Source organism: Variovorax sp. MHTC-1 (assembly GCF_003984645.1).
Lineage (GTDB): Bacteria > Pseudomonadota > Gammaproteobacteria > Burkholderiales > Burkholderiaceae_C > Variovorax.
In genome coordinates, this window is the sequence record NZ_RWKI01000010.1 from 13,363 (window position 1) to 35,192 (window position 21,830).

The following is a 21,830-nucleotide window of genomic DNA, read 5'->3' on the forward strand; positions in this document are numbered from 1 at the left end:
GGCAGTGCGTTAGCGCACGCTTTTTTCAAGCTGCGGCCGCGGCACGTGCAGCACCGCGAGCGGCTTCGAGCGGCCGCGCACGGTCACCATTTCCGGCTCGCCCAGCGCGTCGGCGATGCCGGCCTGCTCGGCTGCGAAGACCGAGATCACGAGCCGGGCCGCGGCCAGCTTGGACTGGTCCTGCAGCCGGCTCGCCGTGTTGACCACTTCGCCCACCGCGGTGAAGGTGGTGGTCTCCAGGTAGCCCACCTCGCCCACGGCCGCGCGCCCCGCGTGCAGGCCCATGCCGAAATCGAGGCGATGGCCGAACTGGGATTCGAAGCCGGCGCTCCATGCGTCCATGCGCTCGCCGATCAGAGCGGCCGCACGCACGGCCTGGCGGCATGCAGTCGGCAGGGCGACGTCGAGCCCGAAGATCGCCATCACGCTGTCGCCGATGAACTGGTTCGGCACGCCGCCGCACTCGCGCACCGCGGCGCCGACGATCGCAAAGTAGCGGTCGAGCACGTACACCAGGTCGAAGGGCCATTGCCGCTCCGACAGGCCCGACCAGCGGCGCAGGTCGACGAAGAGGATCGCGACGTCGTGCTCGCGGCCCAGGCGGCCGGGCTGGGCGCCGGCGCCGAGGCGGGGCGCGAACAGGGGCGTCACCGCCAGATCGCCGTGCGGGCGAAGCTGGCATGCCAGCCGCACGTCATCCGGTGCACGCACCCGCTCCAGCGTGCGGCGCTCGTCATGGCCCGGCGCTTCCACATGCGAGGCCGGCCCGAGCACGCGCACGCGGCAGGTGGAGCAGCGCGCGCGTCCGCCGCAGACCGACAGGTGGGCGATGCCGTGCGCGCGGCTGGCTTCGAGCACGCTCCAGCCGCGCGGCACGCGGACCGTGCGGTCCGGGTAGCGCAGCTCGATCGATGCCTTGCGCGGCCGCCGTTCATGCCAGGCGCGCAGCTGGCGCGCAGCGAGCAGGGCCAGCAGTGCCAGCGCATAGAACCACTTGACGTCCTGCTCCGTCGCGTCGAGCGCTGCTTTCTGCGCTGCCGTCGGCATCTGGGCCGGCAGCGTGCCGGTCCATTGCAGCTCGCGGCCCATCGCGAGGAAGCCAAGGGCGGCGAGCACCGGGAGCAGCACGGCTGCCGCCAAGAGCAGATGGAAATGCCGCCGGTAGGCCGGGCGGACGCGCAGCGCCAGGTGCAGCCCGAGGCAGCCGTGCGTCCACGCGGCCAGCATCATGGCCAGCTGGAAGCTCGCAGCGCCCGGGCTCCAGAGGCCGCGGATCACGCGGGCGTAGGAAGCGTCGATCGCGAAGGCTTCGTGGGCCCAGCGCATCGCCGTCAGGTGAGCGGCCAGCAGCAGCGGCAGCGAGAAGCCCAGAAGCAGCCGCACCGCCTCCATGGACGGCATGCGCAGGCTGCGCCGCTCCCACAGGGCCACAGCGGCCAGCACCACATGCACCGCCGCCGCGCCGTACAGCAGCAGGCTGCCCGCGAGGCCGTGCCAGAAGGTGGAGATGGCCTGCAGCGCGGTTTCGGCGGTCGCCAGCGAAACGAGGCCCAGCGCATGGTTGCCCAGGTGCGCCGCCACGTAGCCCATCAGGACCACGCCGCTCGTCCATCGGAGGTTGCGCCGCGAAGGAAGGCGCAAGAGGATGGGGGAACGACTGTCCATGGGCGGGCTCCAAGCGGCACCCGAGCATAATGCGCGCGCCTGCCGACCCTGCATGACCTCTTCCCCTCACCGCTCCAGCCTCGCGCTGCGGAAGATCCCGCTGTTCGAAGGCCTGTCCGACCGCCGCCTCGAGCTGCTTGCCCAGGCGAGCCGATGGCACAGCGTGGCGGCGCGCAAGCCGCTCTTGTTGCGCACGCAGGACGATGGCGAGGTCTACTTCCTCGTAGCGGGGCGGGCGCGCATCACGACCTACTCGGCCAACGGGCGGCAGGTCACTTTCCGCGACTGCGGCGAAGGCGAGCCTATCGGCGACATCGCTGCCATCGACGGCGGGCCGCGCTCGGCCGATGTGCTGACGCTCGAGCCCTGCGTCGTCGCCAGCCTCGAGCGGACGGCCTTCATGGCGCTCTTGCGCGACGAGCCGCTGGTGGCCGAGCGCGTGATGCGCCGGCTGACCCAACTGGTGCGCCAGCTGTCCGAGCGCGTCATCGACCTCAGCACCCTCGGCGTGCAGAACCGCCTGCATGCCGAGCTGCTGCGCATGGCGCGCGCCGCCGGCATCGCGGACAACCGGGCACGCCTGGAACCGGCGCCGCGCCATGCCGAGCTGGCCAGCCAGATCAGCACCAACCGCGAGCAGGTCACGCGCGAGCTCAACGTGCTGGTGCGCGAGGGCCTGCTGGCCAAGGAAGGCCGGGCCCTGGTCGTGACCGATGCCGAACGCCTGGCCCGCATGGTGGCCGAGGTGCGCGGCGAGCCTGGCTGATCGGCAGGCCTCAGTTCAAGCGGCCTTTGGCGCCGCCCAGGCTGAAGCGGCCCGCGCCCAGCAGCGCGACGGCCAGGGCGCCGGCCAGGTAGAGGCCCTGCAGTTCGAGCGCCCAGCCGCCGCCCTGCTTGGCTAGCGCGAACAGGCCGCTCATGTGCACCAAACCGATCGCGACCACCATGTTGATGGCGACGATGCCGGCCGCGGCGCGCGTCCAGAGGCCGGCGAGCATCAGCAGCGGCGCCAGCACCTCGCCCACGTACACCAGGTAGCCGATGCCGCCCGGCAGGCCGGCGCGTTCCAGCGCGCCGACGACGAAGCCCGGCCCTTTCGCGAGCTTGTCGATGCCGTGCAGCAGCACGAGCAGCGCGACCGATGCGCGCAGCAGGAGCTTGCCTGCATCCTCGCGCAGCCCGCCGATGGGGGTTGTCGCGGCCATCAGGGCCTGGGTATTCATTGAGTGATCCTTTGATGAGACGTAAAGACCGTCGAGTCTGCGAACTTCGGCAGCGCGAGTCGGTGCGTTTACGCACATTTTTTGGGTGAAGGCGGCCGCTGCCGCATCCTGCTACGCTCGGCGCACCCGCCCGCGCGGCGCGGCCGCTCTTCTCTTCTTCCCCATGGCGCTCCCCATCATCACCGACCCGCATTTCTATGCGGTCGCCGTTCCTGCCGTGCTGATGCTCGGCGTCAGCAAGAGCGGCTTCGGCGCCGGCTTCGGCTCGCTGGCGGTGCCCGTCCTGGCGCTGGCCGTCACGGTGCCCCAGGCGGCGGCGATCCTGATGCCGGTGCTGCTCTTGATGGACCTGCTGGGAATCGCCGCCTTCCGCCGCGACTTCGACCGCTCGCTGCTGCTGTTCCTGATTCCCTTCGGGCTCGTCGGCACGGTGGTCGGCACGCTGCTGTTCCGGGTGCTTCCGGCGCACACGGTGGCCGGCATCGTCGGCATCTTCACGCTGCTTTTTCTGGCGCAGCGCATGGTGTTCCCGCCGCGCTCGGATGCTCCGCCGCCGTCGAAGACGGCCGGCGCGGTGCTGACGGCGATCGGCGGCTTCACCAGCTTCATTGCCCACGCCGGCGGCCCGCCGGTCAATGCCTACGTGATTCCGCTGCGGCTCACCCCGGTGGCCTACACCGCGACGCTGGCCTACTTCTTCTTCGTGGTGAACCTGAGCAAGTGGATTCCCTATGCCTGGCTGGGCCTGCTCGACTGGCGCAACATGGCGACTTCGCTGGTGCTGCTGCCGCTCGCGCCGCTCGGCGTCTGGCTCGGCATCCGGATCGCGCGCCGCATCGATGCGGTCTGGTTCTACCGTTTCGTCTACCTCGGCATGCTGCTGACCGGCCTCAAGCTGAGCTGGGACGGATTCTTCTCGTGACACGAAGTTGACATACGCCTGCGCGGCCGTGTAATGCAAAGCTCTACGATTGCCGCCGCCCCTTGGCGTGGGCAGAATTTCGGGATGTCCGAACAGATGACGACGCCCGCCAAGCTCGAAGATTCCGAGCTGCAAAACCTTGCTGCCGAGTGGCGCATTCGCGCCATGCAGGGGGACCAGCTGGCGCACCGCATGGCCCAGGCGCTCGAAGCCGAACAGCGCCGCCGTATCCGCGACACCGGCCTGCAGCCGCTGCCGCCGGCGCGCTCTTCCGCCGCCGCCCCGTGGTGGAAGTTCTGGTAATCGACACCCACGTTTTTTGACTCGCCATGGACTTTGCGATCGTCCTCGCCTTGCTCAGCCTCTTTGCCGCGACCCTTCTTTCCAACCTTCTGGCGCGCCGGCGCGAAAAAGTCCTGGAGTTCGATCCCCTGACGAGCGAGGCGCGCGAGCTGCTGCTGCGGGAACGGGCCGCACCCGTTCCGCTGTGCCCCACGCTCACGCCCGCACACTGGGCCCGCATCGAAGCCGCGCAGCCTTCCTGGCGGCGGCAGGTGTTCGAGGCGGCCCGGGAACGTTACTTCGAGGCGCGTAACGCCTTTTCCCGCAACGACATCGATGGCGAGCTCTACTACCCGAATCCCGCCGTGGTCGCCGGCGCGGCGCACCAGGTGCTGGTGCTCACCGAGCGCTTCTGAGCCTCCAGGGATCAGTGATAGATCTTCTGCAGTAAGCGGATCAGCGTCTCGCGCTCGCGCGTCGTGAGGCGTGCGCTGGCCTCCGCCTCCAGTTCGACCACCGTCCGCTCCGCGTCGCGCACCAGGGAAACGCCCGCCGGCGTCAGGTACAGGCCGATCGCGCGGCCGTCGTGCGGATGGGGGCGGCGCTCGATCAGGCCGCGGCTGTCCATCGCAGAGATCAGGCTCACCAGGTTGGGCGGCAGGATGTCGAGAGTGGCGCACAGCTGGCGCGAGGTGGCGCCCGGGTTGTGCGCGAGCAGCGAGAGCACCGAGAAGTCGACCTGCTTCAGGCCGTAGGCCGCCATGCGTTCCGCGAACACCGTGCTCACGGCCAGCCAGGCGCGCCGCGCGTTGTAGCCGACCAGGGCTTCGAGCACACGGGTATCGAGCTGATCGGGGCGCGGTGGCGCGGCGGCGACGGCGGAAGCGGATTTCTTGCTGGAGACTGCCATGCTCGGAGGGTAACTGGCTTGGGCGGCCCGTGCACCGGCGGCCGTCGCCTAGGTGCCAGCCTGTGCAACGGCTTCGCAGGCGCGCTTGACGATGCCCAGGCGCATCTCGAACTCCGGCAGCACCCAGCGGCGGAAGGCAGCCGCCGGCCTGGACCAGCGTGCTTCCTGCGGCGCCGCCCGCTCGATACGCGCCCACGCCCAGGCCAGCATGGTCAGCATGACGACCCGCAGGTAATCGTCGGCCACTTCATAGGGCAGGGCCGGATCGGCATCCGCCGCCATGACCACCGTGGTGCCGAGGTAGCGCAGCTGCGCAAGCCGGCGCTGCACCTCGGCTTCGATCTCGCGCGAGGCATCGAGCTCGTCGCGCAGTTCGATCAGGAGCGCCGACATGCCGGCGCCGCCATCCGCCAGCACCTTGCGCACCAGCAGGTCGATGGCCTGGATCTCGTTGGTGCCCTCGTAGATCATGGTCACGCGCGCATCGCGCAGCACCTGCTCGATGCCCCACTCGCGCACATAGCCGTGGCCGCCGAAGACCTGCAGGCATTCGCTGGCGCCCTGAAAAGCCTGCTGCGTGCAGGCCGCCTTGAGCACCGGCGTGACCAGCGCACACCAGCGCTGCGCGCGTTCCCGCGCCTTGGCATCGCCATCGTGCCGCGCGATGTCGAGCTGCAGCGCGGTGCGGTAGGCGAGGAGCCGCGCGCCGTCGATCCAGGCGCGCTGCGTCTCGAGGATGCGGCGCATCGCCGGATGCTCGGCGATCAGATCGGCCGGCTCGGCGCCGCGGCTGGCCGGCGCCGAGCCGGGGGCGCGCATCTGGCGCCGCTCGTGCGCATAGGCATCGGCCTTCTGCCAGGCCGCGTCGAGCAGGCCGATGCCTTGCAGCGCGACATGCAGCCGCGCCGCGTTCATCATCACGAACATCGCGGCCAGCCCGCGGTTCGGTTCGCCGATCAGCCAGCCGGTGGCCTCGTCGAAGCGCATGACGCAGGTCGGGCTGCCGTGCAGGCCCATCTTTTCCTCGATGCGCTCGCAGTGCACCGCGTTGCGCGTGCCGTCGGGCAGCACTTTGGGCACCAGCGCCAGCGACAGGCCCTTGGGCCCGGCCGGCGCATCCGGTAGGCGGCACAGCACCAGGTGGACGATGTTCTCGGTGAGGTCGTGCTCGCCGCCCGAGATGAAGATCTTGCCGCCCGTCACGCGATGGCTGCCGTCGGCCTGCGGCACGGCGCGCGTGCGCACCTGGCCCAGGTCGCTGCCGGCATGGGCCTCGGTCAGGCACATGGTCGCGAGCCATTCGCCGCTCGCGATCTTCGAGAGGTAGCGCTGCTTCAGTTCCTCGCTGCCGTGATGCCTGATGCATTCGTAGGCGCCGTGCAGCAGCCCGGGCGCCATCGTGAGGCCGAGGTTGGCCGCGCTGAGCCATTCGAACAGGATCGCCTCGAGCACGGCGGGCAGGCCCTGGCCGCCGTCCTCGGGCGCCGCCGAGAGCGCCAGCCAGCCGCCCTGGCTCAAGGCCTGGTAGGCCGCGCGAAAGCCGGGCGGCGTGTGCACCTCGCCGCCGGCGAAACGGCAGCCTGTTTCGTCGCCCGTGCGGTTGACCGGCGCAATGACCTCGGTGACGAACTTGCCGGCCTCGTCGAGCACCTGCGCCTGCAGCGCTTCGTCGAATTCTGCGAAGAGCGCGAGCGCGCGCAGGCGCGGCGTCGCGCCGAGCACGGCTTCCAGCAGGAAGCGCGTTTCGTCCGGACGGGGCCGATAGTCCATCCCGGATCAGGACTCGGCCGTGAAGCCGACCTTCTTGACCAGCGGACCCCAGCGTTCGAACTCTGCCTGTTGCGAGCGGGCCATCTCCTCGACCGTGGAGGCCTGGGCGATCAGGCCGACCACCGCCAGGCTGTCGATCACGGCCTTCTCCTTGATCGCGGCGTTGATGGCCGCATTGGCGGCGGCGATCGTCGAGGCAGGCGTTTTCGCCGGCGCGTAGAAGCCGAACCACTCCTCGGTCGTCAGCTCCGGGAAGCCCTGCTCGGCCAAGGTGGGCACCTCGGGCGAGAAGGGCGAGCGCGCCTTGCCGGAGGTGGCGAGTAGGCGCAGCTTGCCGGCCTTGTGGTTGGCGATGAAGTCGCCGCTGGGCGTCACCATCGAGGCGATCTGGCCGCCCACCACGTCGGTCACGCCGGGAATCGAGCCGCGGTAGGGCACGTGCTTGAGCTCGACGCCGTTGTTGATGCCGAGCAGGGCGCCGATGAAGTGCGGCGTCGAGCCGGCCGCGGGCGACCCGTAGCTGGCCTCGTTGGGATTGGCCTTGGCCCAGGCCAGGAAGTCCTTGACGTTCTTCACGCTGGCCGGCACCAGCGGCCCGACCGCCAGGCCGTGGTGCATCACGGCGGCGATCGACACCGGCGCGAGGTCCTTGAGCGGGTCGTAGCTGAGCTTCTTGTAGATGTGCGGGTAGATCGAGGTGCAGGAGAAGGGCGTGAGCGCGAGCACGCTGCCGTCGGCGGGCGCCGACTTGAGCAGCTCCAGCGCGATGCGCCCCCCCGCGCCGGGCTTGTTCTCGACCACCGCTGAGTTGCGCGTGTAGGCCGAGCCTGCGAGCTTTTCGCCGACGCGGCGCGCCACGCTGTCGCCGGCGCTGCCGGCCGGGAAGCCGTAGAGGATCTTCACCTGCTCGATGGTCTGGGCCAGCGCGGCCAGCGGGTGCAGGGCGGCGAGCGCGGCTGCCCCGCCGAGGGTCTGGATGAGATGGCGTCGGGTGGTCATGGCTTGTCTCCTTCAGTCAGTAGGTCGTCACGAAGTTCGTTGGGCTGGGTTTGTTCGGGGGCCGCCGCGGAACCGGCTTCGCCGGGCCGCTGGCGGCGCCCCCTCGAAGGGGGTTGGCGAAGCGACACGAAGTGCGCGAAGCCTGGGGGTGGTCCACTATCTCGGCGCCATGCGCAGGGCGCCGTCGAGGCGAATGACTTCGCCGTTGAGGTGGCCGTTGGCGACGATGTGGCAGGCCAACTCGGCAAACTCCGAGGGCTTGCCCAGGCGCGGCGGGAAGGGGATCGATGCGGCCAGCGATTGCTGGATCGCTTCGGGCAGTTCCTTCAGGAGCGGCGTCGCGAACAGGCCCGGCGCGATGGTGCAGACGCGGATGCCGTGCTGGGCCAGGTCGCGCGCCATCGGCAGTGTCATGCCGACCAGGCCGCCCTTCGAGGCGCTGTAGGCCTGCTGGCCGACCTGGCCGTCGAAGGCCGCGACCGAGGCGGTGAAGAGCATGACGCCGCGCTCGCCGCCGTCGAGCGGATCGAGCTTGGCGCATTGCGCCGCGTAGAGGCGGCTGATGTTGTAGGCGCCGATCAGGTTGACGTTGACTACGCGCACGAAGTCTTCGAGCGGCGCTGGATTGCCGTCCTTGCCGACGATGCGCTTGGCGCTGCCGATGCCGGCCACGTTCATGAGGATGCGCGCGGGGCCGTGCGCGGCGGCGGCCTTGTCGAGCGCGGCGTTGACGCTGTCGGTGTTGGTGATGTCGCAGGCGCAGGCGATGCCGCCGATCTCTGCTGCGACCTTCTCGGCCAGGGCCGTGTTGACGTCCAGCACGGCCACCTTGGCGCCAAGCCGCGCGAGCTCGCGCGCGGTCGCTTCGCCCAGGCCCGATGCGCCGCCGGTGACGAGGGCGGCTTGTCCTTCGATCTTCATGGCTTGTCTCCTTCGGGTGTGAATGTGCAGGGGAGGGTGCCGGCGTGCAGCGCCTCCACCGCGTCCGCGCGGTGCTTGAGCACGGCACGCTGGTTGATCGACCCCTTGTCGGTCACCTCGCCCTTGTCGATCGAGGGTGGCTCGGACACCAGCGCCAGGCGCGCGATACGGTTGGCGCTGCCGGTGGCGGACCTCGCGAGTTCGTCGACCAGGCCTTGAAAGTACGCCTGCACCGCGGCGCTTTCGAGCACTTGCTGCATCGTGGCCTCGGCCCCGAGGTCGGCAAGCTCGCGCACCTTCTGCGTCGGGAAGACCAGCGCGCCGACTTCCTTCAGGTTGATGCCGGTCAGCACCACGTCCTGCACATAAGGCGCACCGGCGGCGATGATCTTGGCGCGCATCGGCCCGACGCTCACGAAGGTCCCGGTCGCGAGCTTGAAGTCTTCGGCGATCCGGCCGTCGAAGCGCAGGCCGCGGTGGATGTTGCTTTCGTCGATCCAATTCACCGCGTCGCCGGTGCAGAAGAAGCCCTCTTCGTCGAAGGCGGCGCGCGTCTCCTCCGCGGCGCGCCAATAGCCCGGCGTGACGTTCGGGCCGCGATAGCGCACCTCGGTCTTGCCGTCGACCTCGATCAGCTTGAGCGTCATGCCGGGCGTCGGCACGCCGACGTCGCCGGCGCGCACGTCCGGGCTGTTGATGAACATCGCGGACGGCCCCGACTCCGTCATGCCCAGGCCGGTCGCCATGACGATCCGTTCGCCGATCTCGGCCTCCTGGATGGCGTGCAGGCTGTCCCAGACCGGCTGCGCCAGCCCGGCGCCGGAATAGAAGAACATGCGTACGCGCGACAGCAGCGTTCTGCGCAGCTGCGCGTCGGTCTGCATGGCGTGGGCGATCGCTTCGAAGCCGGTCGGCACGTTGAAGTAGACGGTGGGCGCGATCTCGCGCAGGTTGCGCAGCGTCTCGCCCATCAGCGCGGGCGTGGGCTTGCCGTCGTCGATGTAGAGCGTGCCGCCGTGGTAGAGCGTGATGCCGACGTTGTGGTTGCTGCCGAAGGTGTGGTTCCATGGCAGCCAGTCGACCAGCACCGGCGGCTCCTCGGCCAGCGCGGGCATCGACTGGGCGATCTGCATCTGGTTGGCGCACCACATGCGCTGCGTGTTGATGACCGCCTTGGGCATCTTGGTCGAACCCGAGGTGAACAGGAACTTGGCGATGGTGTCCGGCCCGGTGGCGGCCATGGCGGCATCGACCGCTGCTGTGGCGGGCGTCGCGAGCAGGCTGCTCAAGCCAGTGACGGCGCGGTCCGGAAGTTCGCCGCGGTGCAGCACCACCTCGACATCGGGCGGCACCACCGCCGCGATGGCGCGGCCGAAGCGCGCGGCGTCGCTGGCGAACACCAGCCCGGGCGTCAGCGTGTCGAAGACGTGGCGCAGCTTCTCGTAGTCCTGGCTGACGGTCGAATAGGCCGGCGAGGCCGGGCAGTAGGGGATGCCGGCGTAGACGCAGCCGAGCGCCAGCAGCGCGTGCTCGAGGCTGTTTTCGCTCAGGATCATGACCGGGCGTTCGGCGCCGAGCCCGCGTTCGAGCAGTGCCTGCCCGATGCTGCGTGCGCCCGCGAGCGCCTGCGCATAGCTCAGGTGTTGCCAGTCGCCGGTGCTGCCGTCCGGCAGCTGTTCTCGGCGCGCCATGAAGCTGCGCTCGGGCGCGGCTTCGGCCCAGTGGACCAGCCGGTCGGTGATGCGCACCGCATAGTCCTGCAGGGGCTCGGCGGCCTCCAGGTAGCGCACGCCGGGCGCGCCTTCGCTGAGGCGCACCTGGTGCACGCCGAAGGCAAACGGGCGGTAGCGGACGGCCTTCATTCCCTGCTCACCTTGCCGGCGCGGCCTTCGAGGAAATCGCGCACGCGCTCCTTGGCCTCTGGGGCGCTCTGGGCGATGCCGGCCATCAGCGCCTCGGTGAAGAAGCCGTGGTCGGCCGGCTGCTCGGCGATGCGCGGCAGCGCGTGCATCAGCGCGTAGTTCGTCAGGGGTGCATTGGTGGCGACGCGCTTCGCCAGTTCGATCGCCTTGTCCAGGGCCTGGCCTTCGGCGACCAGGTACTGCGCGAAGCCGGCGCGCTCGCCGTCTTCGGCGTTGTAGACGCGGCCGGTCATCATCATGTCGGTCATGCGGGCGGTGCCGATCAACTTCGGGATGCGGACCGAGCCGCCACCGCCGACGAAGATGCCGCGCGAGCCCTCGGGCAGGGCATAGAAGGCGGTGCTGTCGGCCACGCGGATGTGGCAGGCGCTTGCGAGCTCGAGCCCGCCGCCGACCACCGCGCCGTGGAGCGCCGCGATCACCGGCACCGGGCCGTACTGCACGAGGTCCAGCGCCGCATGCCAGAGCCGCGAATGGTGCAGGCCCTGGCCGGCGTCGCGCTCCTTCAGCTCGGAGAGGTCGAGGCCGGCGCAGAAGTGCGGGCCTTCGCCGTCGATCACGGCGGCGCGCACGCTGGAGGGCAGGTTCTGGAAGGTGTCGCGCAGCGCGAGGATCAGCGCGTCGGAAAGGGCATTGCGCTTGGCTGCGCGAGTCAGGCGGATGATCGCGATGTCGTCGCGGATTTCGAGTTGAAGGTCGGCAGGATGGGTCATGGTTGCGCTCCGGAGCATGATCGATTATGGTTATGGATAATAACTAATTCAAGCCGCACTTCGCCCTTGGACACTGGTACTTACCCGCATTGGAGACAACGCCATGGACCATCAGAACCTGATCGCCATCGACACCCACACGCATGCCGAAGTGAGCTGCTGGAATCCCTTCGACAACTATGGCGAGGAATACGATCGCGCGGCGGATAAATATTTCCGGTCGAGCCGGCGCCCCACCATCCAGGAGAGCATCGACTACTACCGTGAAAGAAAGATCGGGCTGGTGATGTTCATGGTCGACGCCGAGTCGAACATGGGCCGGCGCCGCATCCCGAACGAGGAGATCGCCGACGCGGCGCAGAAGAACAGCGACATCATGATCGCCTTCGCCAGCATCGATCCGCACAAGGGAAAGATGGGCGCGCGCGAGGCGCGGCGGCTGGTCGAGGAGCACGGCGTCAAGGGCTTCAAGTTCCATCCGACGGTGCAGGGCTATCACCCCTACGACAAGATGGCCTGGCCGATCTACGAGGTGATCAACGAGTACGGCTTGCCGGCGGTCTTCCACACCGGCCACAGCGGCATCGGCTCGGGCATGCGCTGCGGCGGCGGCCTGCGTCTGGAATACAGCAACCCGATGCACCTGGACGACGTCGCGATCGACTTCCCCGACATGCAGATCGTGATGGCGCACCCCAGCTTCCCCTGGCAGGACGAGGCGCTCAGCGTGGCGACGCACAAGCCCAACGTCTGGATCGACCTGTCGGGCTGGAGCCCCAAGTACTTTCCGAAGCAGCTGGTGCAGTACGCCAACACGCTGCTGAAAGACCGCATCCTGTTCGGCAGCGACTATCCGCTGATCACGCCGGACCGCTGGATGAAGGATTTCGAGGATGCCGGCTTCAAACCCGAGGTGATGCCGGGCATCCTCAAGGGCAACGCGGTGCGGCTGCTGAAGCTCGACAGTTAACGAGCCCCCACGCTCCGTCACTTCGTGTACTCGCTGCCCCCCGAGGGGGCCGCGGCCGCCTTGGGGCGGCCCGGCGCCGGGCCTGGAGGCTAGGCGCGCTCGTCTTCTTCGAGCAGGTCCCAGTCGCGGCCGGATCGCTTCTTGCGCTCCTCGCGCTCGCGCGCCAGCTGCTCCTGGAATTGCTGGCGCCCCTCCTTGGAGACCGCGATCAGCTTGGCGCGGTCCTTGTAGTGCGGGTAGATCTCGTACATCAGCTGGATGTTGCGGCGGCGAAAGCGCATCGCGGCCTCGCGCGCCTCGTGCGCCGGCCAGCCCAGTCCTTCGAGCACCGAGCGCGCGCTGCGTAGCGACGATTCGAACAGCTCGCGCTCGATGGATTCCACGCCGCGGTCGAGCAGCTGGAACAGATGACCGACGTTGCGCGCCCGCGCCACGATGCGCGCGTTCGGGAAATGCTCGCGCGCGAGGTCGACGATGGTCAGCGACTGCTCGATGTCGTCGACCGCCACCACCAGCACCCGGGCAGTGGCGGCACCGGCGGTGCGCAGCAGGTCGAGCCGGGTCGCATCGCCGTAGAAGACGCGGAAGCCGAGCTCGCGCAAGCTCTCGATGGTGTCGGGGTCGTGGTCGAGCACGGTGAGCGTCAGGCCTTGCGCACTCAGCATGCGTCCGAGGATCTGGCCGTAGCGGCCGAAGCCGCAGATCAGCACCTTGGCATCCTGCTGCTCGGAGATCTCGTCCATCGAGACCGGGCTGCCCGCGCTGTAGCGCGGCAGCACCCACTTGTCGAGCGCCACCAGCAAGAGCGGCGAGACCAGCATCGAGAGCGCGACCGCGCCGACCAGGAAGGAGGCGACGCCCGGCGGCAGCACGTTGGGCCCGGCCGCCTGGAACACGACGAAGGCGAACTCGCCACCCTGCGCCAGCAGCAGCGTGAACACCGGCCGTTCCTGGTAGGGCAGGCCCAGCAGCTTGGCCAGCGTGTAGATCACGACGAACTTGAACAGCATGAAGCCGATCACTACCAGGGCCATCAGCCCCGGCTGTGCGATCAGCACGCCGAAATCGATGCTCATGCCGACCGCAATGAAGAACAGGCCGAGCAGCAGGCCTTTGAACGGCTCGATGTCGGTTTCGAGCTCCCGCCGGTATTCGCTTTCCGCCAGCAGCACGCCGGCGAGGAAGGCGCCGAGGGCCATCGACAGGCCGACGAACTGCATCAGCGCCGCGATCGCCACCACCAGCAGCAGCGAGGCGGCGGTGAAGATCTCGGGCGTGTTGCTGCGCGCGATCCAGCGCAGGATCGGCCGCACCGCGAGCCGGCCGCCGAGCACGATGCCGCCGATGACCGCGACGATCTTCAGGCCCTCGAGCGCGCGGTCGGTGCCGGTGATGGCCACGCCGGTGTCGGAGCCGACCGCCAGCAGGGGCAGCAGCGCGAGGATCGGGATCGCGGCCACGTCCTGGAACAGCAGGATCGAGAAGCCGGCCTGGCCGCTCGCGGTCGGCAGCAGATTGCGCTCGCCCAGCACCTGGAGCGCGATCGCGGTCGAGGACAGCGCAAGCCCCAGCGCCGCCACCAGCGCCACGCGCCAGCTCGCCCCGGCCGCCCAGCCGGCCAGGAACAGCACTACGGCGCAGGCCAGCACCTGGGCCGAGCCCCAGCCGAAGATCGGCCGGCGCAGGCTCCACAGCCGCTTGGGCTCCAGTTCGAGGCCGACCAGGAACAGCATCAGCACCACGCCGAACTCGGCGAAATGCAGGATGTCCACCACGTTGCTGACCAGGCCCAGCCCCCAGGGGCCGATGAAGATGCCGGCCGCCAGGTAGCCGATGATGGCGCCGAGGCCGAGCGCCTTCGACAGCGGCACCACCAGCACGGCGGCGCCCAGATAGATCAAGGAATTGATGAGCCAGCCCGGGGCATGTTCCATGCTCAGGCCTCTTGCTGTCCGTGCGGCCTGTCGGTGGCGGGCACCACGCAGCTCGGGCATCCCTCCATGTCCTCCAGCTCCGGCCAGTTCGGATAGGACGAGAGCCGGTCCTCGAAGACTTGGACGTGCGCCAGCAGCTCTTCCTGCGTCGCCCTGCGCGCGCCGTGGAACAGCAGCGGCGGCAGGAAGCGCATGCCGCACAGGGCGGCGGTCTGCTCGTAGGGCGGCAGGAAGGCATCGAAGAAGTAGCGGTTGTAGCTCTGCGGGTGGTAGCTGCGCTCCGGCCCTCCGGTGGTCGCGACCAGCCAGCAGTCCTTGCCTTCCAGCGCCGAGCCGCCGCCGTAGGCCCAGCCGTAGCTCAGCACCTCGTCGAGCCAGAGTTTCTGCAGCGGCGGCATCGAGTACCACTGGATCGGGTGCAGCAGCACCAGCAGGTCGGCGCGCGCCAGGCGGGCCTGCTCGGCCTCGACGTCGATCGCGTAGTCGGGATAGCTGGCATAGAGGTCGTTGGCGTCGACGCCGGGCACCTCTCGGGCCGCCTTGAGCAGCGCGAGGTTGGCGCGCGAATCGCGCCAGTGGGGATGTGCGGCGAGCAGGTAGATGCTGCGTGGAGGGCTTCCCGGGCCTGTTGTTGTCGTCATAGGCGCCGAACATAGCGCACTCGGCGCGCGGCTACCATGGCGCCTGTCTTTCGCATCCGAGGAGCCTGTCATGCCGGTGGTCCTGGTCGCCAATCCCAAGGGCGGGGTCGGCAAATCCACGCTTGCAACCAATATTGCGGGCTACTTCGCGAGCCGCGGCCATGCGGTGATGCTGGGCGACATCGACCGCCAGCAGTCCTCCCGGCTCTGGCTCGGCCTGCGCTCGCCCCATGCCCGCGCGATCAGGACCTGGGAGGCGTCGGAGGACGGCGGCGTCGTGAGGCCCCCGCGCGGCACCACGCATGCCGTGGTCGACACGCCCGCCGGCCTGCACGGTGCGCGCTTCAAGGACGTGGTGGCCGTGGCCGACAAGGTGCTGGTGCCGCTGCAGCCGAGCATCTTCGACATCTACGCGACGCGCGACTTCCTCGACAAGCTGCTGGCGCACCGCCATGCCGGCAAGACGCAAATCGGCGTCATCGGCATGCGCGTCGATGCGCGCACGCTGGCGGCCGACCGCCTGCGGGAATTCATCGATGGACTCGGCGTGCCGGTGCTGGGCGAGCTGCGCGACACGCAGAACTACGTGCAACTCGCCGCGCGCGGGCTCACGCTGTTCGACATCGCGCCGGGGCGCGTGCAGCGCGATCTCGAGCAGTGGGAGCCGATCCGCAAGTGGCTGGACGCCTAGCCTGTCACTCCAGCTACAGCGGCCGCGCCATCGGCCGGATAGAGTGAAGCGCATGAAAAAGACCTTCCAGACCCTTCAGGATCTCGCCGCCTGCGTCGGCCAGGAAGTCGCGGTCAGCGACTGGATCACCGTCACGCAGGAGCAGGTCGACCAGTTCGCCGAGGCGACCGGCGACCACCAGTGGATTCATGTGGATGTCGAGCGGGCCAAGGCCGGCCCCTTCGGCGGGCCGATCGCGCACGGCTTCCTGACCCTGTCGATGCTGCCGCGCTTCTACGAGACGGCGTTCGAGGTGGTCGAGTCGCGCATGGGCGTGAACTACGGGCTCAACCGGGTGCGCTTCATGACGCCGGTGCCGGTGGGCGGGCGCCTGCGCGGGCGCATGAAGCTGCTCGGCGCCGAGCCGATTCCCGGTGAGGGGCTTCAGATGGTCTGGGAGACCACCATCGAGCTCGAAGGCGCGTCCAAGCCTGCCTGCGTCGCCGAGTCGGTGGTGCGCCGCTTCCGCTGAGGCAGCGCTCAGGCAAAGCCGTTCTGCCGCCACGCCTCGAACACCGTCACCGCCACCGCGTTCGACAGGTTCAGGCTGCGCTGCCCTTCGCGCATCGGCAGCCGCAGTCGCTGCGGCGGGGCAAAGCTTTCGCGCAGTTCCGGCGCGAGGCCGCGCGTTTCCGATCCGAAGACCAGCCAGTCGCCGGGGCGAAAGGCGGTGTCGTGGACCGTGCGCGTGCCCCGCGTCGTGAGCGCGAACAGACGTTCGGACGGCGGCTGCTCGGCATCGAGCAGCATCTGCCAGCTCGCATGGCGCCGCACTTCGGCGTATTCGTGATAGTCGAGCCCGGCGCGGCGCAGCAGCCGGTCGTCCATCGAGAAGCCGAGCGGCTCGACCAGATGCAGGGTGCAGCCGGTATTGGCGGCGAGTCGGATCACGTTGCCGGTGTTGGGCGGGATTTCGGGCTCGACCAGGACGATGTGGAACATGGGGCGATTGTCGTCAGGTCGAGGCAGCACCGTCCAATGCGACCAGCGCCCCTCGGGGGGAGCGGGGCCACGCAGAACAGAGCGTCGGGCTATCCCGCAGGCGGGTCGGTGCGCGCGAGAACGATGGCCGTGATGTGCGCAGCCCCGCCGGTGCGCAGCACCTGCGCGGCCGCGAACAGCGAGGCCCCGCTCGTCATCACGTCATCCACCAGCACGATGCGCCGGCCCTGCACCGCCGCCGCGCGCAACGGTTCCAGCGCGAAGGCGCCGCGCAGGTTGCGCAGCCGCTCCGCCCGCGTGAGGCCGCTCTGCGCGGTCGTCTCCCGGGTGCGCAGCAGCAGCGTCGCGTCGACCTTGCGCGGCGCCAGCCGGCGTGCCAGCTCGTGCGCTTGGTTGAAGCCGCGCTCGCGCAGCCGTGCCGGCGCCAGCGGAATCGGGAGCACCAGGTCGGCCTGCTCGAGGGCCGGCTCGACCCACGGTGCACTGCGCAGCAGCGTCGAGAACGGCGCGGCCCAGCCCGCGTCGCCACGGAACTTGAACTGGGCGATGCATTCCGGCCACGGCCAGACGTAGGCGCAAGCTGCCAGACAGCCATCGAGCGGCGGCGGGTGCAGGATGCAGTCGCCGCACTGCGCAACCCCGGCCGGCATCGGCAGCGCACATGTTGCGCAGCGCGAAACGGGCGGAGCGAAGCGCGTCACGCAGCCGTCGCATACCGGCCGCGAGGGCCAGGCGCGACACACGGCGCACTGGCTCGGTAGGCGGTTGAGCAATGAGGAGAAAGGGCGTTCGATCCACGGCTTGAACATGGCTCAATATACTGAGCGCCCCATGGAATCCGCCCCCGCACAGCGCCCGCCGACCATCGACGCCAAGGCGGCCGCACGCTGGAGCCGGCTCGCGCCGGCCTCGGGCTCGCCGTGGCTGCACGAAGAAATCGGCCGCCGCATGGAAGACCGGCTGCAATGGATCAAGGCCCGGCCGCGCAGCTGGGCCGACTGGGCGCCGCTGCACGGCGGCCTCGAGGTGCACTTGCAGGTGGCGCGCCGCTATCGCGATGCCAAGTCCTTCGTGATCGAGCCGGAAGCGGCCCTGGTGCCGGCCACCGGCCAGGCGCTGGTGGCGCCTTGGTGGAGCGCGCGGCGCTGGCAGGGCGGGCACCCGAGCTTCGATCCGCCGCCTGAAGAGGGCGTCGACCTGCTGTGGGCCAACATGGCGCTGCACATGGCGGCCGATCCGCAAGCCCTGATCGCCCGCTGGCACCGCCTGGTGGCGACCAACGGCTTCCTGATGTTCTCCTGCTTCGGGCCCGACACCCTGCGCGAACTGCGCGTGCTGCACCAGCGTTTCGGTTGGCCCCCGCCCAGCCACGAATTCACCGACATGCACGACTGGGGCGACATGCTCGTGGGTGCCGGCTTCGCCGAGCCGGTGATGGACATGGAGCGCATCATGCTGACTTGGCCCAGCGCCGAGGCGGCGTTCGCCGAGCTGCGTACGCTCGGACGCAACCTTCATCCGGCGCGTTTCCCCGCGCTGCGCGGCAAGACCTGGCACCGGACGCTGCGCCGGGCGCTGCCCGATTTCGCGCTCTCCGCGGAAGGCGCCGGCCGGATCGCGCTGACCTTCGAGATCATCTACGGCCATGCCTTCAAACCCGCGCCGCGGGTGGCGCTGGCGGCCGAAAGCGCGGTCTCGCTGCGCGAGATGCGCTCCATGCTCCAGCGCGGCCGTCCGGGCGGCTGAGCCGCGCCTGCCCGACCCGCTACAATCCGGCGCTGCGTGAACTCCCGGGTATTGTCCCGTGATCGAGGCCTGTCGGACATGGGTTTGACATCGTTTCGACGCACCGATTTGCTGAACTCGCCCGTGTCGAATTCCGTGTTTCGTTTTGCCACTGTCTCAGGCCAGAGCATCCACTGGTTCCTGAAGCGCAACTGCTCGGTCACGCCGAGCCAGCTCGGCTGGCTCTATGCGTCGCTGTGCGTGGTGTCGCTTGGTATCGGAACCGTCTTCTGGCTGCATGGCGCGCTGCTCGTGCTGCCCTTCGCGTGGCTCGAACTGGCCGCCGTGGGCTTCGCGTTCCTGCTGTATGCGCGGCATGCGACCGACGGCGAAAAGATCGCGCTGCAGGGCGGCCGGCTGGTGGTCGAGCTCGAAAACGGCGGGCACTACGAGCGCACGGAATTCTTGCCGCACCAGGTGCGGGTCGAGCCCGAGGCCAGCGATCGCTCGCTGATCGAGGTTTCGGGTCAGGGTCGTTCGGTCAGGGTGGGGCGCTACGTGCGCCCGGAGTTGCGTGCGGCGCTGGCGCGCGAGATTCGCATGGCATTGCGCGGCGCCTGAGGCTCGGCGCAGTGCGGCACCGTGGGGACCGGTGGGTTAACAGGAAATGAAGAAGTGAACACGATGAAGAGCATTTGGCGCAACAAGCACTGGCCGGCGAATCTGCTGCTGGCGACCGGCGCGGCATTCAGCGGCGCGGCGCACGCGGTCAACGACTTGGCCGGCGGCCCGTCGGTGCGTCAGTTGAATCTGCCGACCGGTGTCACCAAGATTGCCGCCGAGCAGTATTTCCTGCACAACGCGATGATGATCCTGTGCACGGTGATCTTCATCGCGGTGTTCGCGGTCATGTTCTATTCGATCTGGAAGCACCGCAAGTCGGTCGGCCACAAGGCCGCCAACTTCCACGAATCCGTGGTGGTCGAAGTCATCTGGACCATCGTGCCCTTCGTCATCGTGATCCTGATGGCGCTGCCGGCCACCAAGGTGCTGGTGGCCCAGAAGGACACCACCAACGCCGACCTCACCATCAAGACCACCGGCTACCAGTGGAAGTGGGGCTACGACTACATCAAGGGCGAAGGCGAGGGCCTGGCCTTCATCTCGACGCTCGACAGCTCGCACCGCGCGCTGTCGGATTCGGGCGCCAAGGGTGACGTGCCGGACGACTACCTGTTCAAGGTCGACAACCCGATGGTCGTGCCGGTCGACACCAAGGTGCGCATCATCACCACCGCCAACGACGTGATCCATGCCTTCGCCGTGCCCCAGCTCGGCCTCAAGCAGGATGCGATCCCGGGCTTCGTTCGCGACACCTGGTTCCGCGCCGAGAAGGTGGGCGACTACTACGGCCAGTGCCAGGAACTCTGCGGCAAGGAGCACGCCTACATGCCGATCCACGTCAAGGTGGTCTCGGCCGACGACTACACCGCCTGGGTGGATGCCAAGCGCAAGGAAGCGGCCGCCAAGCAGGACGATCCGAGCAAGGTCTGGACGCTGCCGGAGCTCCTGGTCCGCGGCGAGAAGGTCTACGCGGCCAACTGCGCCGCCTGCCACCAGGCCAACGGCAAGGGCGCCGGCCCGATCAAGCCGCTGGACGGCTCGGCCCTCGTGGTGGATGCCGATCACAACAAGCAGATCCACATCGTGCTCAACGGCGCGGGCAACGGCGCCATGCCCGCGTGGAAACAACTGAGCGATACCGACATCGCGGCCGTGGTGAGCTTCACCAAGAACAGCTGGTCGAACAAGACGGGTCAACTGGTGCAGCCGGCCGAAGTGCTGGCGCAGCGCGGCAAGTAAGCCCCTGCCACCGCGACGCCACGACGCCACGACGAAGAGTTTGCAAGGAATATCAAGATGAGCGCAGTCCTCGACCCCCACGGTCACGCCCACGGCGGCCATGCCCACGACGATCACCATGGCGCGCCGGCCGGCTGGCGCCGCTGGGTCTTCGCGACCAACCACAAGGACATCGGCACGCTGTACCTGCTGTTCTCCTTCGCCATGCTGATGGTGGGCGGCGTGCTCGCGCTCCTGATCCGCGCCGAGCTGTTCCAGCCCGGCCTGCAGGTGGTCAACCCCGAACTGTTCAACCAGTTCACCACCATGCATGGCCTGATCATGGTGTTCGGCGCGATCATGCCGGCCTTCGTCGGTTTCGCGAACTGGATGATTCCGCTGCAGATCGGCGCCTCCGACATGGCCTTCGCGCGGATGAACAACTTCAGCTTCTGGCTGCTGATCCCGGCGGCCATCATGCTGGTGGGTTCGTTCTTCATGCCGGGCGGCGCACCCGCCGCGGGCTGGACGCTCTACGCGCCGCTCACGCTGCAGATGGGCGCCTCGATGGACGCCGGCATCTTCGCGATGCACATCATGGGCGCGAGCTCGATCATGGGCTCGATCAACATCATCGTGACCATCCTTAACATGCGCGCCCCCGGCATGACGCTGATGAAGATGCCGATGTTCTGCTGGACCTGGCTCATCACCGCCTACCTGCTGATCGCCGTGATGCCGGTGCTCGCCGGCGCCATCACCATGACGCTGACCGACCGCCACTTCGGCACCAGCTTCTTCAATCCCGCCGGCGGCGGCGATCCGGTGATGTACCAGCACATCTTCTGGTTCTTCGGCCATCCCGAGGTCTACATCATGATCTTGCCGGCCTTCGGCATCGTCAGCCAGATCGTGCCGGCCTTCTCGCGCAAGCGCCTGTTCGGCTACGCCTCGATGGTCTACGCCACCTCGTCGATCGCGATCCTGTCGTTCATCGTCTGGGCGCACCACATGTTCACGACCGGCATGCCGCTTACCGGCCAGCTGTTCTTCATGTACGCGACCATGCTGATCGCAGTGCCGACGGCGGTGAAGATCTTCAACTGGATCGCCACCATGTGGCAGGGCTCGATGACCTTCGAGACGCCGATGCTGTTCGCGGTCGGTTTTATCTTCGTGTTCACCATGGGCGGCTTCACCGGCCTGATCCTCGCCGTCGCGCCGATCGACACCCAGCTGCAGGACACCTACTACGTGGTGGCGCACTTCCACTACGTGCTGGTGGCCGGCTCGCTCTACGCGATGTTCGCGGGCTACTACTACTGGGCGCCCAAGTGGACCGGCGTGATGTACAACGAAACGCGCGGCAAGGTCCACTTCTGGTGGTCGCTGATCTCGTTCAACATCACCTTCTTCCCGATGCACTTCCTGGGCCTGGCCGGCATGCCGCGCCGCTACGCCGACTACCCGATGCAGTTCGCCGACTTCAACGCGGTGGCTTCCGTGGGCGCCTTTGCCTTCGGCCTGGCGCAGGTGTATTTCTTCTTCTTCATCGTGCTGCCCACCATGCTCGGCAAGGGCGAGAAGGCGTCGCAGAAGCCCTGGGAAGCTGCCGAAGGCCTCGAATGGGAAGTGCCATCGCCTGCACCCTTCCATACCTTCGAGAACCCGCCGAAGCTGGACCCCACCGCCACCAAGGTGATCGGCTGAGAGGCATCG

Annotated in this window: 23 protein-coding genes; 11 read left to right on the forward strand and 12 right to left on the reverse strand. The window is 68.6% G+C overall.

The window, feature by feature from the left end; translation table 11 throughout:
* Positions 1–9: 9 nt before the first annotated feature.
* Positions 10–1,665: an adenylate/guanylate cyclase domain-containing protein gene (locus tag EJI01_RS17685; protein ID WP_126838452.1), complete on the reverse strand. Its 1,656-nt coding sequence runs from the start codon at positions 1,663–1,665 to the stop codon at positions 10–12.
* A 52-nt stretch (positions 1,666–1,717) separates the two neighbouring features.
* Between EJI01_RS17685 and EJI01_RS17690 the strand changes: the two genes are divergently transcribed.
* Positions 1,718–2,431, forward strand: a complete 714-nt coding sequence (locus tag EJI01_RS17690) for a Crp/Fnr family transcriptional regulator (protein WP_126838453.1) — start codon at positions 1,718–1,720, stop codon at positions 2,429–2,431.
* 10 nt (positions 2,432–2,441) lie between these two features.
* On the opposite strand, the gene EJI01_RS17695 is transcribed toward EJI01_RS17690, so the two are convergent.
* On the reverse strand, positions 2,442–2,888 hold the full coding sequence (locus tag EJI01_RS17695; RefSeq protein ID WP_126838454.1) for a DoxX family protein: 447 nt from the start codon (positions 2,886–2,888) through the stop codon (positions 2,442–2,444).
* Positions 2,889–3,051: 163 nt separating this feature from the next.
* On the opposite strand from EJI01_RS17695, the gene EJI01_RS17700 reads away from it, so the two are divergent.
* The 3 genes from EJI01_RS17700 (at position 3,052) to EJI01_RS17710 (ending at position 4,508) form a co-directional block, all read left to right on the forward strand.
* Complete coding sequence (locus tag EJI01_RS17700; RefSeq protein WP_126838455.1) at positions 3,052–3,810, forward strand: sulfite exporter TauE/SafE family protein; 759 nt, start codon at positions 3,052–3,054, stop codon at positions 3,808–3,810.
* A gap of 84 nt (positions 3,811–3,894) precedes the next feature.
* On the forward strand, positions 3,895–4,113 hold the full coding sequence (locus EJI01_RS17705; RefSeq protein ID WP_126838456.1) for a hypothetical protein: 219 nt from the start codon (positions 3,895–3,897) through the stop codon (positions 4,111–4,113).
* A 26-nt stretch (positions 4,114–4,139) separates the two neighbouring features.
* Positions 4,140–4,508 carry a hypothetical protein gene (locus EJI01_RS17710; RefSeq protein ID WP_126838457.1) on the forward strand — a complete coding sequence of 123 codons (369 nt, stop codon included), beginning with the start codon at positions 4,140–4,142 and terminating at the stop codon, positions 4,506–4,508.
* A gap of 11 nt (positions 4,509–4,519) precedes the next feature.
* On the opposite strand, the gene EJI01_RS17715 is transcribed toward EJI01_RS17710, so the two are convergent.
* The 6 genes from EJI01_RS17715 to EJI01_RS17745 all read right to left on the reverse strand — a co-directional run bounded on the left by EJI01_RS17715 (position 4,520) and on the right by EJI01_RS17745 (position 11,327).
* The gene (locus EJI01_RS17715; RefSeq protein ID WP_126838458.1) at positions 4,520–5,002 is read right to left on the reverse strand and encodes a MarR family winged helix-turn-helix transcriptional regulator; all 483 of its coding nucleotides are present in this window, start codon (positions 5,000–5,002) and stop codon (positions 4,520–4,522) included.
* A gap of 48 nt (positions 5,003–5,050) precedes the next feature.
* Positions 5,051–6,772 (reverse strand): acyl-CoA dehydrogenase family protein, encoded by a 1,722-nt coding sequence (locus EJI01_RS17720; RefSeq protein ID WP_126838459.1) that lies wholly within the window; start codon positions 6,770–6,772, stop codon positions 5,051–5,053.
* Positions 6,773–6,778: 6 nt separating this feature from the next.
* A complete protein-coding gene (locus EJI01_RS17725; RefSeq protein WP_126838460.1) occupies positions 6,779–7,771 on the reverse strand; it encodes a Bug family tripartite tricarboxylate transporter substrate binding protein in 993 nt (330 codons plus the stop codon).
* Positions 7,772–7,927: 156 nt separating this feature from the next.
* On the reverse strand, positions 7,928–8,692 hold the full coding sequence (locus EJI01_RS17735) for an SDR family NAD(P)-dependent oxidoreductase (protein ID WP_126838461.1): 765 nt from the start codon (positions 8,690–8,692) through the stop codon (positions 7,928–7,930).
* Positions 8,689–10,554, reverse strand: a complete 1,866-nt coding sequence (locus EJI01_RS17740) for a feruloyl-CoA synthase (RefSeq protein ID WP_126838462.1) — start codon at positions 10,552–10,554, stop codon at positions 8,689–8,691. Before EJI01_RS17740 ends, EJI01_RS17735 begins: the two co-directional genes overlap by 4 nt.
* On the reverse strand, positions 10,551–11,327 hold the full coding sequence (locus EJI01_RS17745) for a crotonase/enoyl-CoA hydratase family protein (protein WP_126838463.1): 777 nt from the start codon (positions 11,325–11,327) through the stop codon (positions 10,551–10,553). Before EJI01_RS17745 ends, EJI01_RS17740 begins: the two co-directional genes overlap by 4 nt.
* 103 nt (positions 11,328–11,430) lie before the next feature.
* Between EJI01_RS17745 and EJI01_RS17750 the strand changes: the two genes are divergently transcribed.
* Positions 11,431–12,297 carry an amidohydrolase family protein gene (locus tag EJI01_RS17750; RefSeq protein ID WP_126838464.1) on the forward strand — a complete coding sequence of 289 codons (867 nt, stop codon included), beginning with the start codon at positions 11,431–11,433 and terminating at the stop codon, positions 12,295–12,297.
* Between the two features lie 89 nt (positions 12,298–12,386).
* Here EJI01_RS17750 and kefC read toward each other — a convergent pair whose 3' ends face one another.
* Together kefC and EJI01_RS17760 are read right to left on the reverse strand one after the other, a co-directional pair.
* Positions 12,387–14,231 (reverse strand): glutathione-regulated potassium-efflux system protein KefC, encoded by a 1,845-nt coding sequence (gene kefC / locus EJI01_RS17755; RefSeq protein WP_126838465.1) that lies wholly within the window; start codon positions 14,229–14,231, stop codon positions 12,387–12,389.
* Positions 14,232–14,233: 2 nt separating this feature from the next.
* Positions 14,234–14,872: an NAD(P)H-dependent oxidoreductase gene (locus EJI01_RS17760; RefSeq protein WP_126838466.1), complete on the reverse strand. Its 639-nt coding sequence runs from the start codon at positions 14,870–14,872 to the stop codon at positions 14,234–14,236.
* Between the two features lie 70 nt (positions 14,873–14,942).
* On the opposite strand from EJI01_RS17760, the gene EJI01_RS17765 reads away from it, so the two are divergent.
* Entirely contained in the window at positions 14,943–15,563 is a 621-nt protein-coding gene (locus EJI01_RS17765; RefSeq protein ID WP_126838467.1) for a ParA family protein, read from the forward strand.
* A gap of 52 nt (positions 15,564–15,615) precedes the next feature.
* Complete coding sequence (locus tag EJI01_RS17770) at positions 15,616–16,074, forward strand: MaoC family dehydratase (protein WP_185878959.1); 459 nt, start codon at positions 15,616–15,618, stop codon at positions 16,072–16,074.
* An 8-nt stretch (positions 16,075–16,082) separates the two neighbouring features.
* Here EJI01_RS17770 and EJI01_RS17775 read toward each other — a convergent pair whose 3' ends face one another.
* Positions 16,083–16,544 carry a tRNA (cytidine(34)-2'-O)-methyltransferase gene (locus tag EJI01_RS17775; protein WP_126838469.1) on the reverse strand — a complete coding sequence of 154 codons (462 nt, stop codon included), beginning with the start codon at positions 16,542–16,544 and terminating at the stop codon, positions 16,083–16,085.
* Between the two features lie 89 nt (positions 16,545–16,633).
* On the reverse strand, positions 16,634–17,353 hold the full coding sequence (locus tag EJI01_RS17780) for a ComF family protein (RefSeq protein WP_126838470.1): 720 nt from the start codon (positions 17,351–17,353) through the stop codon (positions 16,634–16,636).
* Positions 17,354–17,375: 22 nt separating this feature from the next.
* Here EJI01_RS17780 and EJI01_RS17785 point away from each other — a divergent pair, with 22 nt between their 5' ends.
* The 4 genes from EJI01_RS17785 (at position 17,376) to ctaD (ending at position 21,821) form a co-directional block, all read left to right on the forward strand.
* Positions 17,376–18,290, forward strand: coding sequence for a biotin synthase (locus tag EJI01_RS17785; RefSeq protein WP_126838471.1), 915 nt, complete (start codon positions 17,376–17,378; stop codon positions 18,288–18,290).
* 123 nt (positions 18,291–18,413) lie between these two features.
* Positions 18,414–18,890, forward strand: coding sequence for a DUF2244 domain-containing protein (locus EJI01_RS17790; RefSeq protein WP_126838472.1), 477 nt, complete (start codon positions 18,414–18,416; stop codon positions 18,888–18,890).
* A gap of 63 nt (positions 18,891–18,953) precedes the next feature.
* Positions 18,954–20,132: a cytochrome c oxidase subunit II gene (gene coxB, locus EJI01_RS17795; RefSeq protein ID WP_126838473.1), complete on the forward strand. Its 1,179-nt coding sequence runs from the start codon at positions 18,954–18,956 to the stop codon at positions 20,130–20,132.
* 57 nt (positions 20,133–20,189) lie between these two features.
* On the forward strand, positions 20,190–21,821 hold the full coding sequence (gene ctaD, locus EJI01_RS17800; RefSeq protein ID WP_126838474.1) for a cytochrome c oxidase subunit I: 1,632 nt from the start codon (positions 20,190–20,192) through the stop codon (positions 21,819–21,821).
* Positions 21,822–21,830: the final 9 nt, after the last annotated feature.

Coding starts and splice junctions, on each gene's coding strand:
- ctaD (WP_126838474.1), top strand. CDS start 20,190: ATGAGCGCAGTCCTCGACCCCCACGGTCACGCCCACGGCGGCCATGCC.
- EJI01_RS17710 (WP_126838457.1), top strand. CDS start 4,140: ATGGACTTTGCGATCGTCCTCGCCTTGCTCAGCCTCTTTGCCGCGACC.
- EJI01_RS17705 (WP_126838456.1), top strand. CDS start 3,895: ATGTCCGAACAGATGACGACGCCCGCCAAGCTCGAAGATTCCGAGCTG.
- EJI01_RS17785 (WP_126838471.1), top strand. CDS start 17,376: ATGGAATCCGCCCCCGCACAGCGCCCGCCGACCATCGACGCCAAGGCG.
- EJI01_RS17750 (WP_126838464.1), top strand. CDS start 11,431: ATGGACCATCAGAACCTGATCGCCATCGACACCCACACGCATGCCGAA.
- EJI01_RS17745 (WP_126838463.1), bottom strand. CDS start 11,327: ATGACCCATCCTGCCGACCTTCAACTCGAAATCCGCGACGACATCGCG.
- EJI01_RS17770 (WP_185878959.1), top strand. CDS start 15,616: ATGAAAAAGACCTTCCAGACCCTTCAGGATCTCGCCGCCTGCGTCGGC.
- EJI01_RS17775 (WP_126838469.1), bottom strand. CDS start 16,544: ATGTTCCACATCGTCCTGGTCGAGCCCGAAATCCCGCCCAACACCGGC.
- EJI01_RS17765 (WP_126838467.1), top strand. CDS start 14,943: ATGCCGGTGGTCCTGGTCGCCAATCCCAAGGGCGGGGTCGGCAAATCC.
- EJI01_RS17700 (WP_126838455.1), top strand. CDS start 3,052: ATGGCGCTCCCCATCATCACCGACCCGCATTTCTATGCGGTCGCCGTT.
- EJI01_RS17690 (WP_126838453.1), top strand. CDS start 1,718: ATGACCTCTTCCCCTCACCGCTCCAGCCTCGCGCTGCGGAAGATCCCG.
- kefC (WP_126838465.1), bottom strand. CDS start 14,231: ATGGAACATGCCCCGGGCTGGCTCATCAATTCCTTGATCTATCTGGGC.
- EJI01_RS17685 (WP_126838452.1), bottom strand. CDS start 1,665: ATGGACAGTCGTTCCCCCATCCTCTTGCGCCTTCCTTCGCGGCGCAAC.
- EJI01_RS17695 (WP_126838454.1), bottom strand. CDS start 2,888: ATGAATACCCAGGCCCTGATGGCCGCGACAACCCCCATCGGCGGGCTG.
- coxB (WP_126838473.1), top strand. CDS start 18,954: ATGAAGAGCATTTGGCGCAACAAGCACTGGCCGGCGAATCTGCTGCTG.
- EJI01_RS17725 (WP_126838460.1), bottom strand. CDS start 7,771: ATGACCACCCGACGCCATCTCATCCAGACCCTCGGCGGGGCAGCCGCG.
- EJI01_RS17720 (WP_126838459.1), bottom strand. CDS start 6,772: ATGGACTATCGGCCCCGTCCGGACGAAACGCGCTTCCTGCTGGAAGCC.
- EJI01_RS17740 (WP_126838462.1), bottom strand. CDS start 10,554: ATGAAGGCCGTCCGCTACCGCCCGTTTGCCTTCGGCGTGCACCAGGTG.
- EJI01_RS17780 (WP_126838470.1), bottom strand. CDS start 17,353: ATGTTCAAGCCGTGGATCGAACGCCCTTTCTCCTCATTGCTCAACCGC.
- EJI01_RS17715 (WP_126838458.1), bottom strand. CDS start 5,002: ATGGCAGTCTCCAGCAAGAAATCCGCTTCCGCCGTCGCCGCCGCGCCA.
- EJI01_RS17735 (WP_126838461.1), bottom strand. CDS start 8,692: ATGAAGATCGAAGGACAAGCCGCCCTCGTCACCGGCGGCGCATCGGGC.
- EJI01_RS17760 (WP_126838466.1), bottom strand. CDS start 14,872: ATGACGACAACAACAGGCCCGGGAAGCCCTCCACGCAGCATCTACCTG.